Origin of the sequence: Arthrobacter terrae, assembly GCF_015708085.1 — a bacterium.
Lineage (GTDB): Bacteria > Actinomycetota > Actinomycetes > Actinomycetales > Micrococcaceae > Arthrobacter_M > Arthrobacter_M terrae.
Genome location: NZ_JADNYM010000003.1, coordinates 52,064 through 77,764, shown reverse-complemented (window position 1 = coordinate 77,764; position 25,701 = coordinate 52,064). Strand labels below are relative to the sequence as shown.

Sequence of the window (25,701 nt, the reverse complement as noted above, 5' to 3'; positions counted from 1 at the left end):
TAGCACCGGACCCCGTCCCACCGTCGCCAAAGTCCCACGCATACGACGCCAGCGTCCCATCCGAATCCGAAGACCCCGACCCATCAACCGAGACACCCAACCCGGCCACCGAAGCAGTGAACGCCGCCACCGGCGGAACATTCGCCGGCGGCTGCACGGCAGTCACATCGTGGCTGACCGTGTTCGTGGCGCCGGCATTGTCCGTCACCGTCAGCTTCACCGGGAAAGTCCCGGCCTGAGCATACGTATGCGTAGCCGTAGCACCGGTCCCCGTCCCACCGTCGCCAAAGTCCCACGCATACGACGCCAGTGTCCCATCCGAATCCGAAGACCCCGACCCATCAACCGAGACACCCAACCCGGCCACCGAAGCAGTGAACGCCGCCACCGGCGGAACATTCTGCGCCTGGCCCGATACACCTACGGCGTAATGCCGCGCCACCGCTTCGCTGGTCAACGCCGTCGGGTAGATGGCTACCTCATCAACGTCACCCAGAAAATAGCGGCTTGACGGCCGCGACGACCAGCCGCTGAGATTGTCCCCGCCTACTCTCCAGTAGCCATCGAAAGACTCGCCTGCCGTGGTGTCAGCGCGGCTGCTGATAGCAGCCCCGTCTATGTACAACGTCATACCATTGGCGCCGAGGGTAGCAACAATATGGTGCCAGTTGCCGTCGTTGTACGATGCCGTGCTAATTATGGTGCGCTTGACCCCCTTGGGTGCGACGCCGAACAGGATCCGGCCTCGATTGTCCATATATACTTGTCGGTCGACATCGTCTGACGGCGTCTTCGCCGCATTTCCGAAGCCGATGATTCCTCCGCCGACCGTCGTCGTGGTGCGGATCCACGCCTCCGTACTGAAGGTGTTGGGTCGTTTTGCCAGGGTCGGGTCAGAGATGATTCCGCTCGTCGTTCCGTTAAGCCTGACAGCCGTGTCCGTGTCGCCACCTAGGGCTCCGCCCACGGCGAAGCTGACTCCTGCGAGCCCCGTAACATCGTCCGGGCCCACCGCGTCGAAGCCGGTAGGGCCGGTTCCTTCACCGAGCCGCCAGTAATTCGCCGGGGAGTCCGCCTGAACGGTCTTTTGGTACGTGCTGATCACGGGGTTTGTGCTGGCAGCGGTGACCGTCACTGTGTCTGACTTGACGACGTTGCCCATCGGGTCCGTAGCCGAAATACGGTAACCATACTGCCGGCCGGCCACCAGGCCCTTGTCCACGAAGGTCATGCCAGGGCGATCCCAGAACGTGGATTCCTGCTTGGTGGTGTAGACCGGGATTGTGTCCCGCAGAACCTGGTAAGTGAGATTCTTATTATCCTCGTCCCAGTTGGCCTGCCAGCGCACGCGCACGGTTCCTGTGCCGGTGGACGTCAGTGTTGGGTTGAAAAGCGATCCCGAGAGCTTCGGACCTCGTTTGTTAGGAGCAAGGCCTTTCGCGGCAAAGCGGACTAATCCCTGCTGTGCCGCGCCGTTGACAATGGGAAATTCGCCACCCATGACAACGTATTGCGAGTTTCCTGTGACGGACCAAGGTCCTTGGTGCTGGCCCGTATAGGTGCCGTCCAGAATATAGGGAAACCAGTTTAGCAGGGACGGCGATGGGTTGCCCTGAAAATTTGTGTAGCCATGCGCCTCATCCGTGATTGTCCCTGTGGCACTCTTGCTGAACGCTATGGCGCGGTGGTAATCCCATGGTGCCTCCTGCGGAAAACCGCCGATGTTGCCGCAGTAGTGTGAGTGCCCCGCTGCATAGACAACGTCACCGATCGGGAACGCGGAGTACGTGTCACCATGGCAATCTTCTATCCACTCCGTGGACAGATCGGCCCACCGCACCGAGAAGATCCCTTCCAAGGTGCTCGAGCGTCCGAAGGTAAACCCGGAACCGTAAACATTGGTCTCATTGGAGGACAGGCTGGTAATGGAGCCTGACCCGCTGGCTGTATCAGCGTTGCGTACGATGTCGTTGACTGGCAACGCCAGCATCTGCCCCGTCACCGCATCCACGGCACCGAGCCCGAAGCCGGGCTTACTCGAGCCGTTAAGCATTGTAAAGGAACCGCCGATGACCATCTTGGTCCTGTCAGGGGAGAGTGCCAGTGCCGCGACCAAGCCGCTGTTTGCCTCGGGAGCCCAGGATTTGAGGGAACCGTCGCTGACGTTGAAGGCGGCAAGACGGGACCGTGGAACCTCGCCCACGGCCGTGAATGCCCCACCCATGTAAACGGTGTCATCGGTCGCGACGATAGCACGAACGGATGCAGCCACCTTGGGAACGAAATTGGTCAGTAATCGTCCTGTGGCGGCATCCAAAGCAGCAACCCGCCATACGCTGGCACCATTAACCTCGGTAAATGTTCCGCCAACATATATACGCTTGCCGTCCGGTGAGGCAGCTATGGAGAGGGCCTGCGCGTTGAGGCTTGGGGCAAAGGAATCGATGAGTGCACCGGTGCGGATGTCGTAGGCCAAAATGTTGTTGCGCACCACCGTGTTGGTTCCAGGGGCGGCGCCGGCGGGACGCGCTGTGCTGAAGCTTCCGGCTGCATAAACGGTGTTTCCCACCACTACCTGCTGCCATACGACGCCGTCGATCTGCACTGTCGGCAATGCATCTGCCGACACGGTGACCGGCGTTGCCGGATCTGCCGGGTCCACCGGAGCGGTGTCTGCCACCGCTGCCGGAACACCTATCACAGCAACGGACAGGGCAACTGACAAGGCCACAAGAGCCGCCAGCAGCGTCTGAGCTGTCCGTTTGAGCGCAGCAAAACGATACTGCCCAGCTACACCTTGAAATTGCGGCACAGCAATCACGGCTTTCCTTCTGTCTGTGGGGCAGCACCCTCGAACGCTGCGATGGGCGAGTTAGCCTGATAATTCAAGTAGATCCGTACCGCACTCCGCTGATCCACTGGGATCAGATATACATAGGTTGCCGTACCCGATTCTCCGGCGGCGATGCTTTCCGGAAGAGCCACCACTGCGGGTCCGCTCACCGAGTTCGCCGGTATGTCATCAGTGCCGGCCCGCACGTTGACGACGACGCTGTTGGTGGAAATGGGGTCTTTGGTCTGGTTATGGATTGTCAACGTGAATCGAACGGAAGGTCCGGATATCTCACCGATCCCCCGAGCCTCGCCTTGAACGGCTTCCAGGCCCGAAACCTCAGCAGTGATACCGTCCTTTACCGTCGCCGTTTGATCAAGTTTCACGGGCGCAGCCACCGGTTGGTCTGTCGCGGCCAACTGGGCCTCGCTGTCCGGGTTGGGGGCGCTCGATTCCGTTGCAGCAGGCGCGGGGGGTGCCTCGGTTGCGATGGGTTGGGCCGCCGGGTCGGGAACCTGCGGAGTGGACGACGACGGCACCGCGGTGGCGGACGAATCGGACGTCGCAGAGGCAGACGAATCGGACGTCGCAGAGGCGGACGAAGCTGCTGCTGCCATCCCATCACCGTCAGTGGCGCCATCGGCAGATACCGTACGTGTTGTTGCCACGACCGCCCACAACAGCCCCAATATCAGCAGCACGGCAAGGATCAATATGCCGGCTCTGCGTCCGTGCCGCCTGGTTGCCGGGACAACGGGATCGACTGGGAAACTCACAATGCGCCTCCGCTCAAGGAGACGGTCTGCGCCGCGCCGGCCGACTTAAGTTCCCGGAACCATTTTCCCGCCGCCAGGAGGAAGAATCCTGCTGTGGCAGCCGTAATGAAGGTGTAGACAACGACAAATACCGGCAGGACGCCGAGTAGGAAAAATGACAGGCACAACACCCCGTAGTCCATCGGGATCACCAGGACCGACCGGACCCAGGACGGACCACCAGTGTCCTTGACAGCCACGGGAGTGGCTGTTCCCAGCTGCCGACGGAGCTGCTCTGTTAGGATCATCCCAAAGAACAATCCCGCACCGATAATGGTTGCAGCCAACGGCACCAGCAGCCACGGTCGGGGAACAGCATCAAAGCGGTAGAACCCCACCACCATGAACAATGGAAGTGCCGAAATCTTGACCGCATCCGCCATATGGTCCAGCCACTCACCCGCCGGGCTTCCGCCACCGCGCAGCCTTGCCACTTGCCCATCCGCTGAGTCGAAAGCGTATCCGAGGACCAGGAGTACGCCGATGATGATGCCCAGCAGAGCCGACGGTGGAAACAGGACCAACAACAAGATGCCGGAAAATGTAAATAATGCACTAATGCCGGTGACCGCGTTCGAGGTGAGGCCGGCCCGGTAGGCTCCGGCTGCCAGCAACCGCCCTAATTTTCTGTTGACAAACCGCGAATACGCGGGAGCATGTATCCCTGCACTCTTTTGGGCCGCAGCAAGGCGGTGAACAGTCTGAAAATACGTCTCTGGGAGTCGTCCCGGCCTTACCGCCGTCGGCTCAACTGCCGATAGAGTGGCCTGCTGCATTCGAAACTCATCCATTTCCCCACACACCTTCAATTTTCAATTACTGGTGAGACCCAGCTACATACGACAAATAGACTGCGTGACCTTTTGCACAGCGGAAACCTACCTCCTTCCAGTAAAGGAGATTCTGCGGTCCCACACACGCGTAGCCGCTACCCGTCTCCTCGGTCGCCCTAAGCGCCTTTGAACCATTACTACCTACAGGGGGGCAGCGCACTACTTGTGTGACCGTTCGGCAGCATCGGCGCAGCGGTCGAGATGTCGGGCGGTAACCAGCCAGTCGCCGAACACAGCTAGGCTGTTCTTCAGGACACAGGCCAGCCGCTGGCGCTTGTGCAGTTCTTTTATTGAAAGGCCATTATGGATCACCGCCCGGCTCTCCCGGTTGTACTGGTCGCACACCCAAATCCGGAATTGTATGGAGCTGACCGGATGTTGCTGGAAACCGTGCAGGGCCTGATTTCGCAAGGCTCAAGGGTAGTAGTGACGCTGCCTGACCAAGGACCCTTAGTGCAGGAAATGGAAAGACGCGGGGCAACCGTCCAAATTTGTCCGACACCTGTACTGCGAAAAAGCTCGGTGAATGCGTTGGGACTGGTGCGGCTCGCCGCCGAAACGTTGAGAGATTCGGTCCACGGACTGAAGCTGATCCGACGAGTCCGCCCCGACGTCGTATACGTTAACACCGTTACTGTTCCTTTGTGGATCCTGCTCGCGAGGGTCACCGGCAGACCTGTGCTGTCCCATGTCCATGAGGCTGAAAAGTCGGCCTCCAAAGTCCTGAAACTGGCGCTGGCAGCCCCACTCCTGCTCGCTAATTCCCTCCTCGCCAACAGCCGCTACAGCGCCGACGTCCTTACTGAAGCGATCCCACGGTTGCGCCGAAAGATTGAGGTTGTTTACAACGGCGTACCGGGTCCTGCCCAGCTCACAGAGCCACGGCTGATCAACTCAGCACCAATGCGTTTGCTTTACGTCGGCCGGCTCTCCAGCCGCAAGGGAGTGGATGTAGCCATCGTCGCCGTGTCCAAAGCACGTCAGCGCGGTCTCGATCTCCACCTCGACATTGTTGGAGCCGTGTACCCCGGCTACGAATGGTACGAACAAAAATTGCGGACTCTGGTGGACCAATTAGACCTTCAGCAGCACGTAACCTTTCACGGTTTCCATAGCGACGTCTGGCCGTTCCTGGTCAAAACCGATGTGGCCATTGTTCCCTCCAGAATCGACGAGCCGTTTGGGAATACAGCTGTTGAGGCACTGCTCGCGGCAAGACCTCTGATTGTGAGCGACACCTCCGGTCTCCGGGAGGCCGCTGGCGGCTACCAGTCTCCCCAATTCATAGCGCCGGACGATGCAGAGGCAATGGCGGACGCCGTCGAACTCATCGGAAACAACTGGGATTTTTACCGCGTCGCGGCTACCGCCGATGCTCGACTCGCTTCCCAACGGCACAGCCCGTTGAAATATCAACACCTGGTGAATCAGGCTATTAATGCGCTCCCCCGCTGAAGCCCTCCCGACCGGACCACTTTCCCATCTGACCACAGCTCGTCGACGAGCTGAACAGTGGATGAAATGTGGGCGGCGGTAGAGGCGCCGAACACAATGGATTCGATGTTCTTGTGGCCTCGGACCCACTCCAGCGCTTCCCGCGGCACGATAGCACCGGAAGCGAATACCGACATGGCCATAGCCCTGAATTTACGCTGATGCAATGCCTGCTCATATTCCACAATCCCACCGGACATGCGAAAGCCGATCTTGTTGATGTTGGAGCAGACAATCGGGTTGTCCAGGCCGATTCCGTCAAGCGTATCCAGCAGCCGCGGCAGATTCATGGTGATGAAGCCGGGTTCCGCCCCGTATCGCTGCCGCACATGGCGATCAAAGATTCCGAACGCCTCATCGAAGCCGAGCCCCAGCAGCAGGTCTACAACAACGTTCTGGAGGAAAATGACAGGCGTTTCGAGTTCATGGAACATTTTCATTTCCGCGTCAACCAGCAACGTGATGATACCTTCGATGTCCTTACTGGCGAGCGACTTGCCACCGCGCAGGACTGCATTGAGGATTCCCTCGTCCGGAAGCACCTTCTTCAGCGCGCCTAGCATGCCGACTTCGGTTACTGCATTGGCATATTTATGGGCGTACGGCATGCACGGATAAAACTTGAAGCCCTTGTAGCGTTGTGGGTCATTTCTAATGTGATCACAGATGTGCGTCATCCGTTCATGGGTAGTGCACATGAATGTTCGGATGCCAGCCGAATATGCATCATCCAGCACCGAAATGATGGCTGCGTTCTCTTGGAAGCGGAGCGCCTGTGAGCGCGCCTTTTCCTCCGACATATGGTTTACGCCAAAAAACTGGTTGTCACCAAAGATCAATCTGTCCATGTTGGTCTCCTGTAGTTAGCTGGAACGGCGCGAAAGCTTGGCAGTAGGCGTCCACGCCCGCCATGAACGGCCAGATTTACCTTCTGGAGCCAACTGCAGCTCCGGAGCCAGCGCAACGTCAGGCACGGCTGCCTCGTCACGTATGAGCAGATCAATCACCTTGTCTGTCTCTGCCGCGCTGGAAAAGCTGTTTCGATGTCCAGACAGAATCCGGCTGGACCCTTTTGAAGCGTTTCGAACAAACTGGTCCAGCTCGGCACTGTATTCCTCGCCGCGCAGGTAAAACCACACCGGTTCGGTTAGCTCTGTGGTGTATTTAACGTTCCATCCGGGGGTGTAACCGGCGGGAATAACTGTTGTTTCACGCAGATACACTTGGCATTCCTGACGATCAACAGTAATCCGTCCGCCAGTACCCCATAAGGTAATTTTTGTCGTCATCTTCCGGTATGATTCGTCCGACCAGTTCACGGAAAGTTGTGCGGAAACTCCGTCGTCAAAAAACAGTGTGCTGTACACCTCGTCTTCAGTATGCTCCGAGAAAATATGGCCAAACACAGTGCCGCCGGCGCGTGTTGGAGTGCCGCAGTACCAGTTGACCAGATCTATGGCGTGTGCGGCGTAGTCGTATAGGCACCCGCCACCACTGTCTCTGCGGTTGCGCCATGTGGTCCCCTTGGGTTGCAATACCACCGGGCCATAGGATTCCGCCAGGACGTGGGTTACCCTGCCAATGGCACCTGCGTTGAGCAGCGTTTTTGCCTCCTCAAACGCTCCGACGAAGCGATTATGATATCCCACCTGCGTAATCACGCCGTGTTCCTCCGCAAGATCTGCGAGGATTTGCGAGTCCTTGATGTTCAGCGTGAGCGGCTTTTCACAGAAGACATGCAAGCCGCGCTTAATTGCCTGCTCCGCCATAGCGAAATGTGTACCTGTTGGTGTAGCGATGACGACCGCATCGAGCTCTGCCTCATCCAACATGCGTCCGTAATCGGTAAAGGTCCGCATTTTGGTGTATTTCTCCAGTACGTCCAGGACGTACTTTGCAGAGTCACACACAGCAGCTAACTCAACTTGCGGGTGTGCGCGCAGCATTGAAAGATGAGACAGACCCATCTTGCCTACACCAACCACTCCTACTCGGACCATTTTTTTCCCCCAGAATTGTTGACAAATGTTCTACTTCGATGAGCAAACGGTATAGGCAAGCCATTGACCCGGGGCATTATGCACCGACCTTGGGCAGATATCCGAACGACTGCGTCCGGGACGTTCCCAACCGACGGCCTTTTCCGCTGCTGCGCCGCTGCTCGCCGGAGATAAGCCGGCGGCAAAGTGCCTCGTAACCGAGCGCAATGTCATCCCAGCTGTACAGATGTGCGCGCTGCACCGAAGCGATTCCTCTGCCCGCGATTTCGGCGGAGGATCTCTCTGCGTGCTCAGCCAAGGCCCGGACGTCGGCCGGCGAGGAAAAGTACCGGCCCGCGTCCCCCAATACCTCGCGATTGAAACTGACGTCGAAGGCGTTGGTCGCCGCCCCGGCGCCCATGGCCCGCAACAGACTCGGATTTGTTCCACCGACCGAATGCCCGTGCCAGTAAACGAGCGCGTTTGCGTATAGGTCGTCAAGCAGACTCTGGTCCCAAACCCCGCCGATAAACTGGACACGCTGGTCTCCCAGCGCATGGAGCTGGCGGGTGTATTCCTCCGCATAAGGATGCGAGCCTACAACAACGAGGGGGTATTTTGCTCCGCTTTTGGTGTAACCGTCGACGATCATATGAACGTGATTTTCCGGCAAAAAGCGAGCAACAACCAAGTGGTACTTCTTGGACTCCAGACCAAGCCCGTTGATCCTGTTGCTGGTCCCCGGTTCAAGGATCGGCGCGCCGTACGTCAGCAATGTGGTGTCGACGTCGAACTCTTCACGGTAGTAGTCCTGGATCCCGACCGCATCCGCGATGAGAGCATCAGAAAGACGGACGGAGAGAGCTTCCATGGTCCTGTAATACTTTTGGCCCATTTTGCCCCATCGCGCCCGTTGCCATTCCAACCCGTCAACATGAGTGGCGAACGGAATCCGCGCGGCCCTCAGGAAAGGCAGCCAGGGCGCGTTGGCAGCGTTGAAGACGATCGCGGTGTCGACCCGATGACCCAGAATATGACCAATGGAAAGCCCGGTGTGACAAAGCGTTTCCAGTGAGCGTTTTCGCGGCGCCGGCAAGTGAATGAGCTTCATGCCCAAATATTCTGCCGGAAGGGGAGAGCTCCCCTTTTCGGTCCGACAGTAGACGGATACTCTGTGTCCACGTGCCACCAGGCGTTTGCCCACCTCTTCAACACATGTTTCAAATCCACCATAACGGGCGGGCACTCCCCGTGTACCGACCAGTGCAAGGTGCATCGGACCCTGTTTTGACCCCAGCTCTTCCATTTTTTCCCCAGACATATTTATTTGTTACTTACGAGACCAACTCTTACGAAGCCGGTTAAGACCGGCAAAAGGACTAAAATCCTGGTTCAGGGCAGACTTGCCAAGGCAGGGCGGGACGCAGTGGCCGCATTTATAGTTTCAATGGTTCTGCGCAATATCGTGCTGGATGTATGGACCGTGTAGGGGAAATAGATGACTTCCACCCCAACAGCGCCGAAAGCGCGCTCCAGCGCCAGACCCTTCGGCGTCCCACGCCAGTCATCCCCCTTGAAGAAGATGTCGAAATGATTCTGCTCCCAGGTGTCGAGTTTGCTCGGCAGAACTTCGGCGATGGCTTCATCAACACACCGAATGCTTCTGACAATTTCCAGCCGCTCTGCCAGTGGAATGACGGGCGGCCGGCCTTTAGCAGCTATCAGGAGATCGTCGGACACAACCCCGGCAATCAGGAAGTCGCAGTGCGATTTTGCGTGCCGCAATAAGTTCAGATGACCGACGTGAAACAGGTCAAAGGCTCCTGCGGCGTAGCCTACTCGCGTACTCACTGGGACTCCTTGATATCGCCTGATGTGATGTCAGTTGGAATTGGATCGTCACTTGAATGCTTCATCAGTAGGCCCCAACAGGCTTGATCATTTGGATAGCCGTCCGCCACAGGATGATGAGGTCACCGGCCAGAGACCAGTTCTCCACGTAGTAGAGGTCCAACCGCACGCTGTCGTGCCAGTTCAGAGCCGACCGGCCGTTGATCTGCCACATGCCTGTCAGACCAGGCTTGATGTACAAGCGACGATGTACTCGGGTCTTGTATCCGTCAACCTCGCGCTGCAGGGGTGGCCTTGGTCCCACCAGACTCATGTCCCCCCGCAACACGTTCCAGAACTGAGGAAGCTCGTCCAGAGAATATTTGCGGAGCCATTCACCTGCCTTTGTCACACGCGGGTCATCCTCCATCTTGAACAGAAGACCCGCGCCCTCATTACGCTCCAGCAAGCCAGCCAATTCCTCCTCAGCTGTAACTACCATCGAGCGGAATTTGAATATTGTGAATTTCTCTCCGGCACGGCCAATCCGTTCTTGGCGGAAAAGCACGGGCCCTGGACTGTCACGACGGATGAGCACCGCGAGTACCAGGAAAATCGGGGAAAGAACCAGCAGCGCCATAGCGGAGAGAACCACGTCCAACAGACGCTTGACGACATGTTTTGCCCCGGCGTACTGCGGAAGCTCCACATGCATTAACGGCAAGCCCTCCACCGGTCGTGAGTGAATCCGCGGTCCGGCGACATTCGTCAAACCTGTAGCCAGGACCAATTCGGTTCTGGATTCTTCGAGGCGCCAGCCCAGCTTTTGTATATAGTCGCTGCCGCGCTTTAGGGGGCCGGCGACAATCACGGCATCCGCCTCGACCCGGCGGACGGCAGCCACTACCGAATCGATGGTCGATACGACAGGTATCGCAGTGGACCCGACGACAACACTTAGCCGCGCGTCGCTGCCCGGCAGCGCTGCGCCGACAACCTGATAGGCTGCGCCGGATTTTTTCTGAATTTGGTTGATGACGTAACGGACGTCCTTGTGACGTCCCAACACGATAACGCGGGACAGATAATGGCCGAAGGCTCTTTGACGCGTCAACCAGCGCCGAAGGGCCCAGCGCGATGTTAGGAGACCGACTACGCCAAGCGGCACAGCGAGAGCGAAATAGCCTCTGGCAACGTCGACTTTAAGTATCAGGAACGTCATAGCCAGTAGTCCAAGAAGGCTGGTCGTAGCGCTGATAACCCGCTTATATTCGTCGGAACCTATACCGACTATCCGTGCGTCCCGGCTGCCGCTAATGCCTAGCGCCAGCATCCATGCCACAGCTATCCCCAGCGAGAGGAAACTGTATCCAATTCCGAAGTTACCGACGTTTACGTCTGCACTCCCGAAACCGAAGCGGCCAATCTGTGCAGCCACAGCAACGCTTGCCAAGACCGATGCATCGCTGATGCACAGCAACAAATGATATCTCGTTGCCCACTGCTCACCCGATCTGGCAGGCGCGGCTGCCAGACGCACCCGAGCTGACCGGCTAGCTGGGTAATAGCGCGCAGTGCCGGCCAGCTCAAGACCAGCGCCGATGGCTGCCGAGTCATCCAGGGGGCTCATGCGGTCCGCCTGAAGTTATCGCTCGCCTTGAGGGAAAAAAGGGGGACCGACGACGGCTGGGGGGAAGTCTTGGTCTCAGAAGACTCCACCGCCGTCGGCCCCGAATGTGGGGCCCGCAATTGATAGTACGGGCTAAGCTGCAGTGCAGCAGAGGGAAGATAATTGATGGTTGACAAAAAGCACATAATTCGAGACCTGCTTCGTACCCGGTAGGTGATTGAGGTGTAGCCTCAACGCTACGGGCGTCGCTCCCGCAGTGCACGAGTAGGACCTACGCGACTTATCAAATAAATATACGGATATCTGAAAGCCCGGATACTCTGTATGTGCTTTGTGAAAAGGAAAGGGACTACTTAGTGCTTTCTGGAACTACTCCCCCAGGTCCCTGCCCTACCCGTAGACATGAACGCTATTTCTGAATGAGTGGCGGACGGGTGGCAGGGCAAGGTCAGCTGACGGGCATGGCCGGCAATTCTGCCGCCGATTTTGAACAGCCTGGCCCGGAGTTCCGTGGGTTCCCAGCACCAGGCCTTGGTACCGGCGAATGCAATCATCCGGTCCGTGACATGACCTCGGCAGCACGCATGACCACATGGCACTACAACTCCTTACCCGCCAAGGACCCTCATCCCGATCGGCCAGAACTTCGCACCTCCAGCATGCCGGTAATATCGGCTACCCACGCGCGGTCGGGCTCGAATCCATTGCGGTCATAGGTCTTTGTCCCCCATTATGTGGAACCAAGGGGAGGACGCTGGCTACCGCGCCGTGAATGGGGAATCCGACGCAGGAGGAGAAATTGCAGTGCCGGGAGTGAGTCAGTCCAGGAACCAGTGGGTTCCGCCGACAGAGTCCGTGCGGATCATGATCTTGCCCCCGGACGGGAACCCTTTCGGGAGTTGCCCGACGGAGTCCTTCGCGACTTGGATGTGGCGGCTAACGACCTATCCTGATGATCAAATTATGCCAACCGAATCATCAGCAACACGATGGCCCGGTCACGCACGCGCTCAGCGTTGAACGCGACAATCCACGCGACAATGGCGGCATCGAGCTTGCTCATGCCCACTTCATCCCGTGCCGGCAGTCAACGCACAAATACCGCCGCAGGCCACACCTCGAACGTCATCAGGATCCGACTCCATGACGAGCTTTCAAGCACGGGAAAACCCAACGACGCACAAGACAAAGTCAGTGACAAACTGTCCCGCACCGACCCGGAGCAGCAGGGAATGCCCCTCGACATGTATCCAGAAACGCGCGCTGACTGCGGCTCGGGCGGCATTGACCCCCCATCACTTCGGTTTGCCGGTCCTGTGCCATGGTTGTGAAGAGCGGGCTGGTCGCCCGATTCGAAGCAATATTACCGACGACCTCCGGTTCCGTACGGACGCGGTCGACGTCGGAAACACAGACACCGCCCGTGGCCACCGGCAAAGCGAGGTCAATTAGGGTTTCCCTGCGATTGGGCAGGGAAATCTCAGGGATTTGGATTCGCCATATGACATGCGAGGAAGATGCTGACATCGTCAACTACGCCGGGCGCACCATCGTAGGGCAGGCAATGGAACAGATCTGGAATGCGGAAACGCGGCTCTCTCTAACGGCACTGGGTATGGTTGCGGCCAGACACACGGCCTTAGCCCTCGTTGTTGCCGTTGCCGCCGATACCAGCACCGGGCCCGCTCATGCTTAGGCAAAGGTATCCTTGAGTTCGGATCTGGAGGTGACTTGCAGTTTCGCATAGATCTGGTAGAGATGGCCTTCCACCGTCCGCACGGAAATGTGCATCTTCGCCGCAATCGCCCTGTTACTCACTCCCGCCGCTGCCCAGCCCGCTACCTCTTGCTCCCGAACTGTCAGGACCTCGCCATCCTCATTGGTCCGTTTTATGCCGCCGAGCTTCTCCAGACTCATGCGGATAATTTGTTGTGCGTCTCTCATCAGGTAGCGCCGGTCCGCGTCGTTAACGGCAATTTTCAGGGCCGAGCGGGCCACATCACGGGCGAAGAGGTCATCACCACTGCGCAAGGCAGCCGCCGCTACCGAGGTCAGTACAGCGGCGTCCTGCGTCAGCAGCCCTGTTCCATATTGCTTGCATAAGAGGGCGAACGGTCCTTCGATACCCGCTGCCACGTCGATCAGCCGTTGTGCATCGGCTGTACTGCCAAGACGGACCGCCGCAGTGACAAACATCAGTTCCGCAGATCTCGCCTGACACCGGCGCTCCTGATCGGCAAGGCTGAACAGCCGCACGATGGCCTTGTCCTTTGAGGCCAGCTCCGCGGAGGCAAGCACCTGGAAGTACGCGCACCCACTTGCGAGCATCCGCGAGGTACGGACGTTGGAAGAAGTTCCGTTGTTCAGGTACTGCAGGGCGCGGTCATTGTCACCCTGTAGTGCATAGGCGTAGGCCGCCGCGGCACCGGCAAGTGCCGCCGTTCCGTCTGGATCCAGTTGGTGCAACTGACTCGCTGCCGGCAGCAGATGCTCCAGGGCCTGCTGCGTGCGGCCACGATAGGCGAGAAGCAATCCCTCACCAAGTTCGCCAAACGCCACAGCGCGGGCACCTGTGAAGGTGCAGGAGTACATTGCCATGTCCGTAACAGTCCGTACCGGGGCTGGAGAACCGGTCAGAATGGTCAGTAGTATCGCCGAGTCCGCAACGTCCCAGCGTGCCGGCAGGAGATCATCCCCGACATTGCGTGCCGTCATTTCACCGGCGAGCTTGACCGCTTGGGCCTGGCGTCCGGTCAGCGTCTGCACCTCGCAGAGCAACCTTCCCGCATGTCCTCGTCGGTCCGCGCTGCTCCCCGAAACGTGGATTCTGGTCAACTCTGCGGAAAACTCCAGGTACCGTCCCCGGTGGATGGCCAGCTCCGCGCGGGCCAGGACCAGTACCTCGTCCAGACGCACGAGTCCCTGCGCATCTGCGGTTTCCCTCTCCCCTTCCCTGCCCAGCCGGGTAGCCACCTCGTCGAGGATTGCCTGCGGATCCGCCTGCTGCGTGTCCGAGGCCCCGGCAAGCCGTGCGCGCAGAAGCTGGAGCTCCACCCAGCGCGCGAGCGGTAGATGTTCCGCATCCAGATCGGGGGCGGAAATCACCTTGCGGGCCGCCTCCGTTTGGCCGAGCGCTATGAGCGCATGCACCTCGAGCGCCAATGCCTCCAGCCGATTGCCGCGATCACGGAGTACACCGACAAGACTTAGGGCAGCCTCGGGGTTGCCGGAGGCATTCGCCAGCTGGGCCGCGCGCAATGCCGTCTCCGGCGCCAGTGCCAGTCCACAGCTCAAAGACCACACCGCCATGGACAGTTCCTCGGCCTCGGTCACTTCCGTCCCAGCTAACAGCCTGGCCACGCTGCGATACAGGTCCCTGCTTCTTCCAACCGGCGCTTGTCGGCGAAGGATGTGGACGATCAGCCGGTTGGCGATTCTGACCCGGGATGGCTCGCCCCTGGTAATGTCCAGGTAGCCGCGCTGCTGAAGTGTGTTGATGGCCAGCGGATCCCCGATGCCCAGCAGGCGGTCCAGCGTCAGGCCGCCGGCGAGCGCCAGAACATCCATCACCAGACATTCCTGTGTTGAAAAGGAGCTGAGCGAGGTCATCACGGTATCCGCGACGGCGGCACTATATTCGAAGGGTTTACCGCTGAGGACCCAGATGCCGTCCTGCTGCACGATGGTCTGCAGCGCTATTTGTTCCGGAAGCAGGACCTCTGCGAACCGTGGATTCCCGCCGCTTGCTTCCCACAGCGCCTCGGAAAGCGCCCGCGAGACCTTGGCGTCGAGCGCATTGACAAGCCATTGTGCCGTTTCGTCCTGGTTGAACGGGTGGACTTCGACCCTGCGGACCAGCCCGTCCTTCCACAGCCCAACGATCCCGCCGGGGACCCGGGTCAAATCCTCACATGCGGCCAGCAAACGAACGGTCCCATTTGCGGTCAGCTGGCTGACTACCAGAGCTGTCAGCTCGTCCAGGTACTGGACGTTATCCACGCACAGGAAGATGCTGCGCCCGTGCGCCCTATTGCGTAACATTGCGGTCAGTCCCCGCAGAACCGCAAGCGGGTTGTCGACCGTGTCTTCGTCCAGCTCGTTGAGCAACGAGCTCAACGCTCCGTATGGGATGTCGGCAGCCATCGAATTGCCGCGAATCTGGATAATCTGCGCGTTGTCACCCAACTGTGCCAAGGCCTTTTTCGCTAGGAATGATTTTCCGGCTCCGTATTCACCGACGAGAATCACCCCGCATTTGCTGCCATCGCTCAGGACCGTCACGATATCGTCGACGAGCACCTGTCGGCAGTAGGATGATCTTTCGATTTTTTGATGAATAACCCTGAAGAGGGAATCCCTTGAAATTGAATTGCCCACGACGGCAATACCCGAATGCAGCATTTTTGAGACCTTCATATCCAGTTGGTTTTCCTGCTAAACCAAACTTACGAAACTCTTCGCCGCGTGACACGAGTAGAGAGTACTCTATTCCCCAGTATTTACGCCGGCGTCCCGGTACGGGTGTACTCAGTATTGCGCCGGCAGCAGCAGCCGGACGCGTAAGTAGTGCTCCGAAAGGAGCACAATCAGCCGCCGAACAACGGGTGAGTACTTGGACGGTTAGGAGTGCAGCCTAGGGACGAACCCGAGCTCCGACCGTCCGCCAATGCCGAGTTTGGCATAGCTGCGGTACAGGTGGCCTTCAACCGTGCGCACAGACGAATGCAACCGCTCGGCTATTTGCCGGTCCGTCAGGCCTTCCAGTGCCAGGGACGTGATGGTCCGTTCCCGGGGAGTCAGGATTTTTTCCACGTCGGCAGCGTTCGGCGTCCATCCCTCCGAGTACCCCAACTCGGCGATGCAGGCATCCAGCCCGGTCTGCGCCCAGGCAGTTTTCGGGGCATCTCCGTCGCGTCTGGACATCTGGACCGCCGTGCCGAAGCATTCCGCGGCCAAAGGGGTCATCCCTACCGCGCGCAGCGTTTCTGCCGCGCGGATGAAGTCGGCAGCACCGCCGTCGTCGAGCGCCTGCCCGTAAGCCAGCAGAGCGGCGGCCCACGGACCTTCGCAGCCCGCCGCAACCGCGCGGAAACGCGACAATCGGGATCTGTCGTTGAGGCTTAAACACAGGAAGAGTGCCTGTAGTTCGACGGCCTTGGTTGCCTCGGTGGACAGCCGGTCCGCCAATCCATGCAACTCCGCCAGCCCGGTCCCGTCCTTGCTGCAGTGTTCCTTCCCTGCCGCCACAAAAGCATCGGCGTACCAGCGAGTCAACATTGGCCCACCCTGCTGCGCCGACTCGAAGTCCGCGAGCAGTTCCGGCGCAGAATCCAGCTGTCCCAACGCTGCGGCAGCGTAAAAAGCCATTGCAGTGGCCAGCTGGAAGAGCTGTTGCGGATCATTGTTGCGAAGAGGTTCCACTCCGGCCAGCACCGAGGCCAGCGCCTGCGCATGGCGTTGCTGCCGGAGCAGGAGAAAACACCTGGCAACGTAGAAACCGCCACCGAAGGGGATCAGCCCAACGCCGGAGTCCGCGACGAAGCGCTCCAGAGCGGCGTCCACCCCTTTCCAATCTCCTGCTTCGAGCAGAGACAGCACCAGCCGCAGCCCGATGAATTCAGCGAAGAAAAAGACCTGCTCGGATTCCCCGTGGGAGAGCCCAATCGCCTGCTCCAGCTGGATGCGGGCCTGCAGAGGCAGCCCACGGGCGCAAAGCCACTCCGCCCGCGTGACCAGAATGAACACTTCTGTCTCCGGGGTCCGCAGCTGCGCAGCTGGTGCCTGCTCCAGGGCCAGAAGCTTATCGCCGAGTGCGCTGAAGTTCCCCTGGGCGGACAGCGCCATCAGCTCAAGCAAAGCGCTGGCGTCCTCAGTCTCCTGCAGAATCTGCGTCGACTTCTCCGGATGGGCAACCGCAGCTCTTTTCCCGGCGAGGCGCACCCGGTCCGCATCCGTCAACAGCGCTGAGGCCGGATGCGCCAACGCCAGTCGCGTGCTCCCCCACAGCAGGCTGCCGATGCAAAGATTTTCCACGTCGGATCCGGTCGCAAAAACGGGTTCCAACAGGGCCGCTGCCGCAGTATATTCTCCACAGTTGTAGTGCGCACGGGCAATGATAACCTGCGCCCGCGGCTGATGTTCTGATCCAGCAATTTGTGCCGCTGCCCGCCGCGCCAGATCATTATCGAAGCGCTGGCTGGCGAGGGTGGCGGTACGGATCAGCAACCGATCCGGAACCGCCAGGCCACAATCCAACGCCCAGCTCACCCGCCGCAACGCACCTTCCGCGGTAGCAGGCTCTTCGGTGAGCTCGGTCTGTAATTGAGCGCGGAGAACCAAACTCCGCGGGACCGACACCATGATGCGGATCGCTTCTCCGTAGAGCGGGGTCCAGAGCCGCAGGACGCGTTCGTCGTCATCCGTAATCCTGATCAGCTGATGCTCAACCAATGCCGCAACGGCAGCGGCACCGCTGATGGCGACCACCGCCTCATGGGCTACCGGCTCGGCCAGTGCAACCAGTTGCAGGGCCTCACGTTCGGCTTCGGAGAGGCGCAAAAACCGACGCCTCATGGTGTCCCTCAGCGCGGCTCCGCGCGGCAGAGAACCGGCAAAAAGCCACACACCGTGTTGGAGCACCAGGCTCTCCGACTCGCAGGACTCATCCAAAAGCACTTGCACCAGCATGGGGTTCCCCTGCGAGGCCCGCCACAGAATATCGCTGCTGCTCGCTGCGACCGGGCCGCCGAGCGCCCCTTGGCACATCTGGTTGACCTGGTCGCGGTTAAGCGGCGGCAGTTCAAACCGCTCCGAGATCCCTTCGTACCACAGCCTGGCGAGATCATGCGGCGGCCCGGGCTGGTGGCGGGCGGTGATCAGGACTTTAGCCCAGCCGGCAGAGACAAGCTCAGCAATGACCCTGGCGCTGCCTTCATCGAGGTGATCAGCGTCATCAACGACAAGGAGCAGGGGGTGGGACCTGAGGCGGTGGGACTGTTCCAGATTTGTCCACAATGTGCGCAGGATCGATGCCGGCGAATTGGCTTCGTCGATCGGCAGGTCCGTCAGAAACGCTGCCAGGACGCCGAAAGGGACCTTGGCGAGCGACGAGGTGGCATGGACGCTTACCACAGACATGTCCCGCTGCAATATCTTCGCCACCATGCGGCTGGTCACCGATTTCCCGAAACCGGAATCACCGATGAGGAAGACACCACCCGTACCCGGCGAACGAATAGCGTTGACCGCACCGTCCACGATGTTCTCCCGGCCAATGAGTAACTTCGTGCCAGTCGCCTGGGGCAAGGTCATCGGGCATACCCCGAATACGGCATCCCGGGGCACCACCTGGTCCTGCTAGAGGCGTCCAATTAGGTCTCCCCGCGTTGTGACATTCAACTTGGAAAAAATCTGGTAGAGGTGCCCCTCAACGGTTCTGATGGAGACCTCCAGCGCCATCGCGATGTCCCTATTGGAAGCCCCTCCGCTGGCCAGGAGAGCGATTTCTCGCTCTCTGGCAGTCAGCGAGAGTGTCCCGTCGGTATGGACGACCGGGTGCATGGGCATGATCGCGTTAATGGCATCCAAACGATTCTGGGCTGCCCGGAGAACGTTCCGGTTTCCACGCTGACGTGCAACCTCAACGGCGTGTGCGGCGAATTTCGCCACGGCTGAATCCAGCCGCAGGCTTTGAGCCAGGTCCGCTGCCTGCAGGAACGCGAGGGGATCCTGCATCCGATTTCCCAGTACAAAGAGGACGCCGATCTCGGCGAGAGTTCCTTGCCTGCGCTTGGCTGTCTTTTCAATCAACGCCTCAACCCGGTCACCTCCCGCGACCGACGCTCCCATCAGGGCAATACCTGCAGGAACGACAAGTCCTCGTTCAATGTCCGCTACGGCAATGTCAATCAGCGCCACCGCCGCAGTCGGATCCCCGGTCCATAACCTTGCCATCAGTGCACAGTATCCGGCAAGCGAATGCGCCAACCAGGAAAAGGGTCCCGTGCAGGTACCCATCCGGGTAAGGTATTTCAGTACGCCTTCTCTGTCGCCGAGCTGCGCGTAGGCGTAGGCCGTCACCGAGTAGGCAAGATAGAGGTGATCATTCGCAGAGCGCAATTCCAGTTGCGCCACCGCACCCAGCAGCGGTGCCAACGCCTCATTGGCCCGTCCCGCATACGCCAGCGCCAGGCCAAGAGCGAGTTCCGCCTGTCCGCCCCGGTATTGCAGCTTCGCCGTTGGTCCGGATGTGCTGTTGGCGAGCAGACCAACGCATTCCTCCCACCTGCCCAGATAGAACAGGGACAAAAATTCGCGTCGCCCGTGTTGGGTACGGAATCCTTCGGCGCTGTCGAATCCAGCGATCTCCGGGGAGATTTCCACGATCAAGGCGGCAGCGTCAAGCTCGCGCCCGGTGAGTGCCCACGATTCTGCGAGGAGGCTTCCCGCGGCAAGCCGAAACTTGGTGTCGACCGTTTCCGAGCGGTAAATCTCCTCAAGTCTGGGTGCTATCGCTGCATATTCACCCCTAAATACCGCAACCTCGAATTTCACCAGCTCCAGCCGGTGTGCACCTCGATCCAGCGCCGCCAGCGCCCCGGTCTCCGCCGTCGCGCGCATGGCGGATATTCTCGCCGTCGCTGTTTCCAGGACCGCGAGAACATCGGCTGGACCATTACTCATCGGCAGCATTGCCTGGCACAGGATCACTATGTGGTCGATATATTCAATCGGACCTAACAGCTCAACCTGGCTCGGTGAAACATTGCGGAGCTCCTGCAGCGCCGAACCAGGATCAGCCAGCAGCAGATGCGCAGCAGCCTTGACTTCCTGGCCCGCAGCCCAAAGCCGGTCCTGCCGAGGAATATTTGCAGCAGCACGCAGGGCGAAGTGCGGGTTGTAAAGCTGCACCGCTATCCGGGCCGAGGTTAATGCTGCCGCCGGCTCCAGTGAAGCCCCACAATCCTGGGTCCACGCCGCATGGGCAAGAATGTCATCCACACTCATCACCGAGGTGTCGGGTTTGAGGACACGGACAATCCGGGCATGCAACTCCCGGCTCCGGCCTGCAGGAACCCATCGTCGGACAATATCGGCGGCATAGTGGTCACGTAATGCAACCCATTGCTGCGCCGCGCCTTCGACGCTGATCAGGCCATCGTCCTCCATCGAAGAAAGCTCGGCGGCCCCGAACATGTCCACTGCCACGCTCAGCGGTAACCGCCTTGCCAGAGCCAGAACTTCCAGAACTTCGCGGGTCGCTTCGTCGGCGCGGGCCCACGTGGCTTTAAACAAGTCCTCCACATTGCCGCCAAACGTGGGCAGTTCCTTCAGAACCCAGGTCTCGTCCCGCAGAACCAAGTTTCCGGTACGTTCCTGCTCGGACGTCAACGCATGCAGGATGCGCGCATTACCCCGCGACAGTGAATGCAGCACGGCCACCGTACCGGAGCTGACGTAATGGCCTAAGATTCCGTGCAGAATTGTCTTCGTCTGCGCCAAGGTAAAGGGATCGAGATCGAGTTGAACGAGTTCGCCGGTGTCCAGGAAATAGAGCAGGTCCGGTGGAACAAGACCCGTGTCGCGGGTCAGTACGATGAGGCGGACCGTCCCCGAGGCGAGTAAATGAAGAATGACTGCAATGCTCAATTCATCCATGAACTGAACGTTGTCGAGAACAAGAAAAACGCGCTTACCCTGGGCATCTTCAGCAATAGCGGCGGTGATGCCCGCGATGACGGACCTTGGGTTGTCCAGGGCCTGCCGCGGCACCCGTGCCAGCATGAAGCCCAAATATCCGTACGGAAGATCCTTGCCGGCGCGCTCGCCGCGAAAGTAGACGGGGTGGACATCATCGGAGAAGCCGAGGCAGGCACGGGCAAAGGCGGATTTCCCGACGCCAGCGTCGCCTGTGACAAGTACTCCCAGTTTGTCGAGGTTGGCCAAGGTCCGCCGCACGACGCTGATCTCTGCCTCACGGGCCGTCCCCAAGGCTCTGCCCCGTTCAAGGACGTCATGCCCCTTGAGGCGTAGGCCCCCTATCCCGGCGTCAACGGACGCGGAGACTTCTCTCCACAACTTCATGCACGTGCCCCCCAAACTCCAACGAGAGTCCCGCGGGCCTGGCCGACGCCGCGCTTGTTGGAAGACTACCGCACCACAGGAGACTTAACCAGAAAGAAGGGTAATAGCCTGACACGAAACAACGTATCACAGACCATGACAGATATTACAAAGAATTCTTACAGTTATATTCTGCAGTATTTCTGCTGTGCAGGCTTAATCAGGCTCCCGAACCGTGGAATTTCTGCTGGGCCTCCAACAAACCGCCGGTAATTATGAGCTCGACGGCATCCGCGGCTTCATCGATCAGGAAAGGGAGTTCCTTAACCTCAGTGGCGGAGAAGTCCTTTAACACGTGCGTTGCAGCATCCGAGCGACCCGGCGGCCGGCCTACCCCCACTCGAACGCGGTAGTAATCCTTGCTGCCCAGCGCCTTGGACATGTCGCGGAGCCCGTTGTGGCCGCCTTCTCCCCCACCGATCTTGAGTTTGATCGTATTAAAAGGGATATCAATCTCGTCATGGACGGCGATGACATGGCCGGAGCCGAGGTCAAAGAACTTTGCCAGTGCCGATGCCGGACCGCCGGAGAGATTCATAAAGGTCATCGATTTGGCCAGGATCAGCTTCGGACCGCCGATGCCAAGCCGGCCCTCTGCCACAAGAGCGCGCGCTTTGTGGGTCCGGAACCCCGCGTCCATCCGTCGGGCCAATTCCTCCACGACCAGATAACCGATATTGTGCCGGTTACGGCTGTAGCCGGGCCCGGGGTTACCGAGCCCGACTACAAGCCAGGTATCACTCATGCGTGCAGAACACTGTGTCTATTACTCGCCTGCAGGTGCGTCGGCGGCGGGAATCTCAGCGGCTTCGCCCAGATCCTGCTCTTCCGGCTCGGAGATGTTCACGATCAGCAGCTCCGGATCAGCCAGCAGGACGGAGCCGGCAGGCAGCACCAGGTCGGCGGCGTAGATGTGAGCACCCGCCTCGCGCCCGGCGATGTCGACCTCAACGTGCTTGGGCAGGTTGGTGGCTTCCGCCTCCAGGGAGATGGTGACTTCCTCCTGGTAGGTGGCCGCGCCCGGGGCGACTTCACCGACCAGAATGACGGGGACGTCAACGATGACCTTCTCGCCCTTGCGGACCGTAAGCAGATCAATGTGTTCGATGATCTGCAGCAGCGGATCCCGCTGGATGTCCTTGACCAGCGCGAGGTGCTCTTCGCCCTGAATATCCAACGTCAGCAAAGCGTTGGCTCCACGCACTGCGCGGGTCGCCTGGCGCTCCGGAACAGCGATGTGGATCGGGGTGGCGCCGTGTCCGTAGATGACCGCAGGGATCTGGTTGGCACGGCGGGTACGGCGGGCTGCGCCCTTGCCGAACTCGGTGCGGATGACGGCGACGAGCTTCTGCTCGTCCTTCCTGATAGCTTTCTCAGCCATGATGGCTCCTTCAAGTCGTTTTTCGTTGATCAGCGGTGGTCCCCGGTCTAAACCTGGGGTCGAAACCTGAGACCGGAACTGTGGCCTAAACCGAGCCGACACGAAAACGCGAAGGAGCTTCAGACCCAGTCGATAACGGATTCGCAGCCGCGTACGGCGTTGATCCCTCGCCAAGGTATCGGAATAAGTTTACCAGCACCGTTGGGGCTCGTGGCGCCAGCCGGTCCCGGCACCCCGGAGTGGTAATGAACCGACTGGGAGTTAGGCCTGCCCGTCGAACAGTGACGTGACGGAACCGTCCTCGAACACTTCCCGGATGGCGCGGGCGATCAGCGGCGCGATCGAGAGCACCGTCAGCTGCGGGAAGCGCTTTTCCGCCGTAATCGGCAAGGTATTGGTCACCACCACTTCGCGGGCACCGCTTTCCGAAAGACGCTTCGCCGCGGTGCCGGAGAAAACGCCGTGCGTGGCCGCAATGATGACGTCCTTGGCCCCGGCATTCTTGAGCACCTGGACAGCGCCGGAAATGGTTCCGCCGGTGTCGATCATGTCATCGATCAACACACAGGTACGGCCCTGGACCTGCCCTACCACCGTCTTGGACATGGCCTGGTTCGGCACTGTCAGATCACGGCTTTTATGCACAAACGCCAGCGGCGCTCCGCCAAGCCGCTCGGCCCACTGCTCCGCCACCCGGACCCGGCCGGTGTCCGGGGATACCACCGTGACGTTGTCGCCCCCGACCCGGGTCCGAATGTAATCCGCCAGCAGAGGAATGGCCATCAGGTGGTCCACCGGACCGTCGAAGAAACCCTGGATCTGAGAGGTGTGCAGGTCAACGCTCATGATGCGGTGTGCACCGGCGGTCTTATACAGGTCTGCGACCAGGCGGGCGGAAATCGGCTCGCGCCCCCGGCCCTTCTTATCCTGGCGGGCGTACGGGTAGAACGGGGATACCACGGTAATGCGCTTGGCAGAGGCGCGCTTGAGCGAATCGACCATGATCAGCTGCTCCATCAGCCAGTTATTCAGCGGAGCAGGGTGTGCCTGCAGGACGAAAACGTCCGTGCCCCGGACACTTTCCGCGGACCGGACGTAGATCTCCCCGTTAGCGAAATCGTACATGTCGATGGGCAGCAGTTCAGTGCCCAGCTCCTTGGCGATTTCCTGCGCCAATTCCGGGTGTGCCCGGCCGGCCGCAAGTACCAGTTTCTTTTCGCCGTGTACCGTAATTCCGCTCATTCGTGTGTGCCCTCTTCTATAAATGACTGGATGCGTGAGGAGTTGGGGTCTGTGCTCCCGGCGGAGACGGAGCGTGCGTGCCGGGCGGAAACGGAATCCGGCCGCTTGGCCAACGTCCAGCCTTCCATAGTGCGCTGCCCGGAGGCATTGACGCTGAGCGCGCCGGCTGGCACGTCCTTGCGGATAACGGTGCCGGCTCCGCTGTAGGCACCGTTGCCGACAACGACCGGTGCGACGAAGACGGTATTTGAGCCGGTCCGCACGCCGGAGCCGATGATCGTGCGGTGCTTGTTTTCGCCGTCGTAATTCGCGGTGATGTTGCCGCAGCCGATATTGGTGTCTTCGCCGATCTCAGCGTCGCCGGCATAACCCAGGTGCGAGAGCTTGGAGCCGCGGCCGATGGTGACGTTTTTGGTTTCGTAGAAGGCACCGATCCTGCCGTCCGCGCCTAAGTCCGTACCGGGACGCAGGTACGTGAACGGGCCGACGTGGGCGTGCACGCCGATCCTGGCGCCGCTGCCGTGCGTCCGGGTCACCTCGGCGCCCTCGCCGATCTGTACATCCGTTAACGTGCAGTCAGGGCCGACGACGGCGTCCCTGGCCACGGTGCAGGAGCCGTGCAGTTGGCTGCCGGGCAGGATCGTTACGTCCTCCGCCAGGCGCACCGTCGAGTCAATCCAGGTGCTGGCGGGATCAATCACCGTCACGCCGGCACGCATCCAGGCGGTCACCGTGCGCCGGTTGTGTTCCACCCCGAGCGCGGCGAGCTGGACGCGGTCGTTGGCGCCCTCGACCTGCCATCGGTCCCCGGTCACGACGGCGGCGACCCGTCCGCCGTCGTTCCTTGCGATCGACAGGACATCGGTGAGGTACATTTCGCCCTGCGAATTGTCCGCCGTAACCCGCCCAAGCGCGGCACGGAGCACGGCGGCGTCAAAGGCGTAAATGCCGGAGTTGATTTCCCGGATGTCCCGTTCCGCGGCGTCGGCGTCCTTATGCTCCCGGATTCCCAGCACGGTACCGTCGCCGGCGCGAAGAATCCGGCCGTAGCCCGTGGCGTTGTCAAGCACCGCCGTCAGCACCGTCACCGCATTCCGGTCCGTGCTGTGTACCTCGACAAGCTCCGCCAACAAGGCAGTTGTGAGTAACGGCACATCGCCGTAGGTCACGACAACGGTGCCGGTTAGGGTGTCCGGGAGGCTTTCCAGCGCCGCCTGCACGGCCCGGCCGGTGCCGGGAACGTTATCCTGGTCAACTATTACCGCGGACGGGTCCATGGCCGCGATATGTTCCGCGACCAGATCACGTTCATGGCGGACGACGGCTACAAGGACCTTGGGATCGAGCGCGCGGGCCGCTGCAAGCGCGTGTCCGATCATCGATATTCCACCGATTTCATGCAGAATCTTGGGTTTTCGGGACTTCATCCGGGTGCCTGCGCCGGCGGCGAGAATGATCACGGCAGCCGGCCGCACGGGGAACGGCACAGTTCCTGCTGCAGTCATTTCGGCTGCACTTGTCGGAACTTTACTGGTGTTTTGG

Annotated in this window: 18 protein-coding genes; 2 read left to right on the top strand and 16 right to left on the bottom strand. The window is 60.0% G+C overall.

Features of this window, described 5'->3' with window-relative positions; translation table 11 throughout:
• The 4 genes from IV500_RS21250 to IV500_RS02640 all read right to left on the bottom strand — a co-directional run.
• Positions 1 to 2,812 (bottom strand): PKD domain-containing protein (locus IV500_RS21250; protein ID WP_312875798.1); only part of this gene is annotated, 2,812 nt, incomplete at its 3' end.
• A 5-nt stretch (positions 2,813 to 2,817) separates the two neighbouring features.
• Positions 2,818 to 3,609 carry a hypothetical protein gene (locus IV500_RS02650; RefSeq protein ID WP_196395279.1) on the bottom strand — a complete coding sequence of 264 codons (792 nt, stop codon included), beginning with the start codon at positions 3,607 to 3,609 and terminating at the stop codon, positions 2,818 to 2,820.
• The gene (locus IV500_RS02645) at positions 3,606 to 4,262 is read right to left on the bottom strand and encodes a CDP-alcohol phosphatidyltransferase family protein (protein WP_230854387.1); all 657 of its coding nucleotides are present in this window, start codon (positions 4,260 to 4,262) and stop codon (positions 3,606 to 3,608) included. Before IV500_RS02645 ends, IV500_RS02650 begins: the two co-directional genes overlap by 4 nt.
• A gap of 378 nt (positions 4,263 to 4,640) precedes the next feature.
• Positions 4,641 to 4,892: a hypothetical protein gene (locus IV500_RS02640; RefSeq protein ID WP_196395407.1), complete on the bottom strand. Its 252-nt coding sequence runs from the start codon at positions 4,890 to 4,892 to the stop codon at positions 4,641 to 4,643.
• On the opposite strand from IV500_RS02640, the gene IV500_RS02635 reads away from it, so the two are divergent.
• Positions 4,785 to 5,936: a glycosyltransferase family 4 protein gene (locus IV500_RS02635; RefSeq protein ID WP_196395278.1), complete on the top strand. Its 1,152-nt coding sequence runs from the start codon at positions 4,785 to 4,787 to the stop codon at positions 5,934 to 5,936. The two genes, IV500_RS02640 and IV500_RS02635, sit on opposite strands and share 108 nt — an antisense overlap.
• On the opposite strand, the gene IV500_RS02630 is transcribed toward IV500_RS02635, so the two are convergent.
• The 5 genes from IV500_RS02630 to IV500_RS02610 form a co-directional block, all read right to left on the bottom strand.
• Positions 5,909 to 6,823 carry a hypothetical protein gene (locus tag IV500_RS02630; protein ID WP_196395277.1) on the bottom strand — a complete coding sequence of 305 codons (915 nt, stop codon included), beginning with the start codon at positions 6,821 to 6,823 and terminating at the stop codon, positions 5,909 to 5,911. The genes IV500_RS02635 and IV500_RS02630 overlap by 28 nt on opposite strands.
• A 15-nt stretch (positions 6,824 to 6,838) precedes the next feature.
• The gene (locus tag IV500_RS02625; protein WP_196395276.1) at positions 6,839 to 7,975 is read right to left on the bottom strand and encodes a Gfo/Idh/MocA family protein; all 1,137 of its coding nucleotides are present in this window, start codon (positions 7,973 to 7,975) and stop codon (positions 6,839 to 6,841) included.
• Positions 7,976 to 8,051: 76 nt separating this feature from the next.
• Positions 8,052 to 9,230: a DUF1972 domain-containing protein gene (locus IV500_RS02620; protein WP_196395275.1), complete on the bottom strand. Its 1,179-nt coding sequence runs from the start codon at positions 9,228 to 9,230 to the stop codon at positions 8,052 to 8,054.
• Between the two features lie 116 nt (positions 9,231 to 9,346).
• Positions 9,347 to 9,805 carry an FAD synthase family protein gene (locus IV500_RS02615; protein WP_196395274.1) on the bottom strand — a complete coding sequence of 153 codons (459 nt, stop codon included), beginning with the start codon at positions 9,803 to 9,805 and terminating at the stop codon, positions 9,347 to 9,349.
• 64 nt (positions 9,806 to 9,869) lie between these two features.
• Entirely contained in the window at positions 9,870 to 11,414 is a 1,545-nt protein-coding gene (locus IV500_RS02610) for a sugar transferase (protein ID WP_196395273.1), read from the bottom strand.
• A 1,501-nt stretch (positions 11,415 to 12,915) separates the two neighbouring features.
• On the opposite strand from IV500_RS02610, the gene IV500_RS02605 reads away from it, so the two are divergent.
• Positions 12,916 to 13,110: a hypothetical protein gene (locus IV500_RS02605; RefSeq protein ID WP_196395272.1), complete on the top strand. Its 195-nt coding sequence runs from the start codon at positions 12,916 to 12,918 to the stop codon at positions 13,108 to 13,110.
• Here IV500_RS02605 and IV500_RS02600 read toward each other — a convergent pair.
• The 7 genes from IV500_RS02600 to glmU all read right to left on the bottom strand — a co-directional run bounded on the left by IV500_RS02600 (position 13,107) and on the right by glmU (position 25,664).
• The gene (locus tag IV500_RS02600) at positions 13,107 to 15,830 is read right to left on the bottom strand and encodes a helix-turn-helix transcriptional regulator (protein WP_196395271.1); all 2,724 of its coding nucleotides are present in this window, start codon (positions 15,828 to 15,830) and stop codon (positions 13,107 to 13,109) included. The two genes, IV500_RS02605 and IV500_RS02600, sit on opposite strands and share 4 nt — an antisense overlap.
• A gap of 204 nt (positions 15,831 to 16,034) precedes the next feature.
• On the bottom strand, positions 16,035 to 18,725 hold the full coding sequence (locus IV500_RS02595; RefSeq protein ID WP_196395270.1) for a helix-turn-helix transcriptional regulator: 2,691 nt from the start codon (positions 18,723 to 18,725) through the stop codon (positions 16,035 to 16,037).
• Between the two features lie 45 nt (positions 18,726 to 18,770).
• Entirely contained in the window at positions 18,771 to 21,497 is a 2,727-nt protein-coding gene (locus tag IV500_RS02590; protein WP_196395269.1) for a helix-turn-helix transcriptional regulator, read from the bottom strand.
• 199 nt (positions 21,498 to 21,696) lie between these two features.
• Positions 21,697 to 22,281 carry an aminoacyl-tRNA hydrolase gene (gene pth, locus IV500_RS02585; RefSeq protein WP_196395268.1) on the bottom strand — a complete coding sequence of 195 codons (585 nt, stop codon included), beginning with the start codon at positions 22,279 to 22,281 and terminating at the stop codon, positions 21,697 to 21,699.
• A gap of 21 nt (positions 22,282 to 22,302) precedes the next feature.
• A complete protein-coding gene (locus IV500_RS02580; RefSeq protein WP_196395267.1) occupies positions 22,303 to 22,917 on the bottom strand; it encodes a 50S ribosomal protein L25/general stress protein Ctc in 615 nt (204 codons plus the stop codon).
• A 261-nt stretch (positions 22,918 to 23,178) separates the two neighbouring features.
• Positions 23,179 to 24,159 carry a ribose-phosphate diphosphokinase gene (locus IV500_RS02575; RefSeq protein WP_196395266.1) on the bottom strand — a complete coding sequence of 327 codons (981 nt, stop codon included), beginning with the start codon at positions 24,157 to 24,159 and terminating at the stop codon, positions 23,179 to 23,181.
• Positions 24,156 to 25,664: a bifunctional UDP-N-acetylglucosamine diphosphorylase/glucosamine-1-phosphate N-acetyltransferase GlmU gene (gene glmU, locus IV500_RS02570; protein WP_196395388.1), complete on the bottom strand. Its 1,509-nt coding sequence runs from the start codon at positions 25,662 to 25,664 to the stop codon at positions 24,156 to 24,158. Before glmU ends, IV500_RS02575 begins: the two co-directional genes overlap by 4 nt.
• Positions 25,665 to 25,701 lie beyond the last annotated feature (37 nt).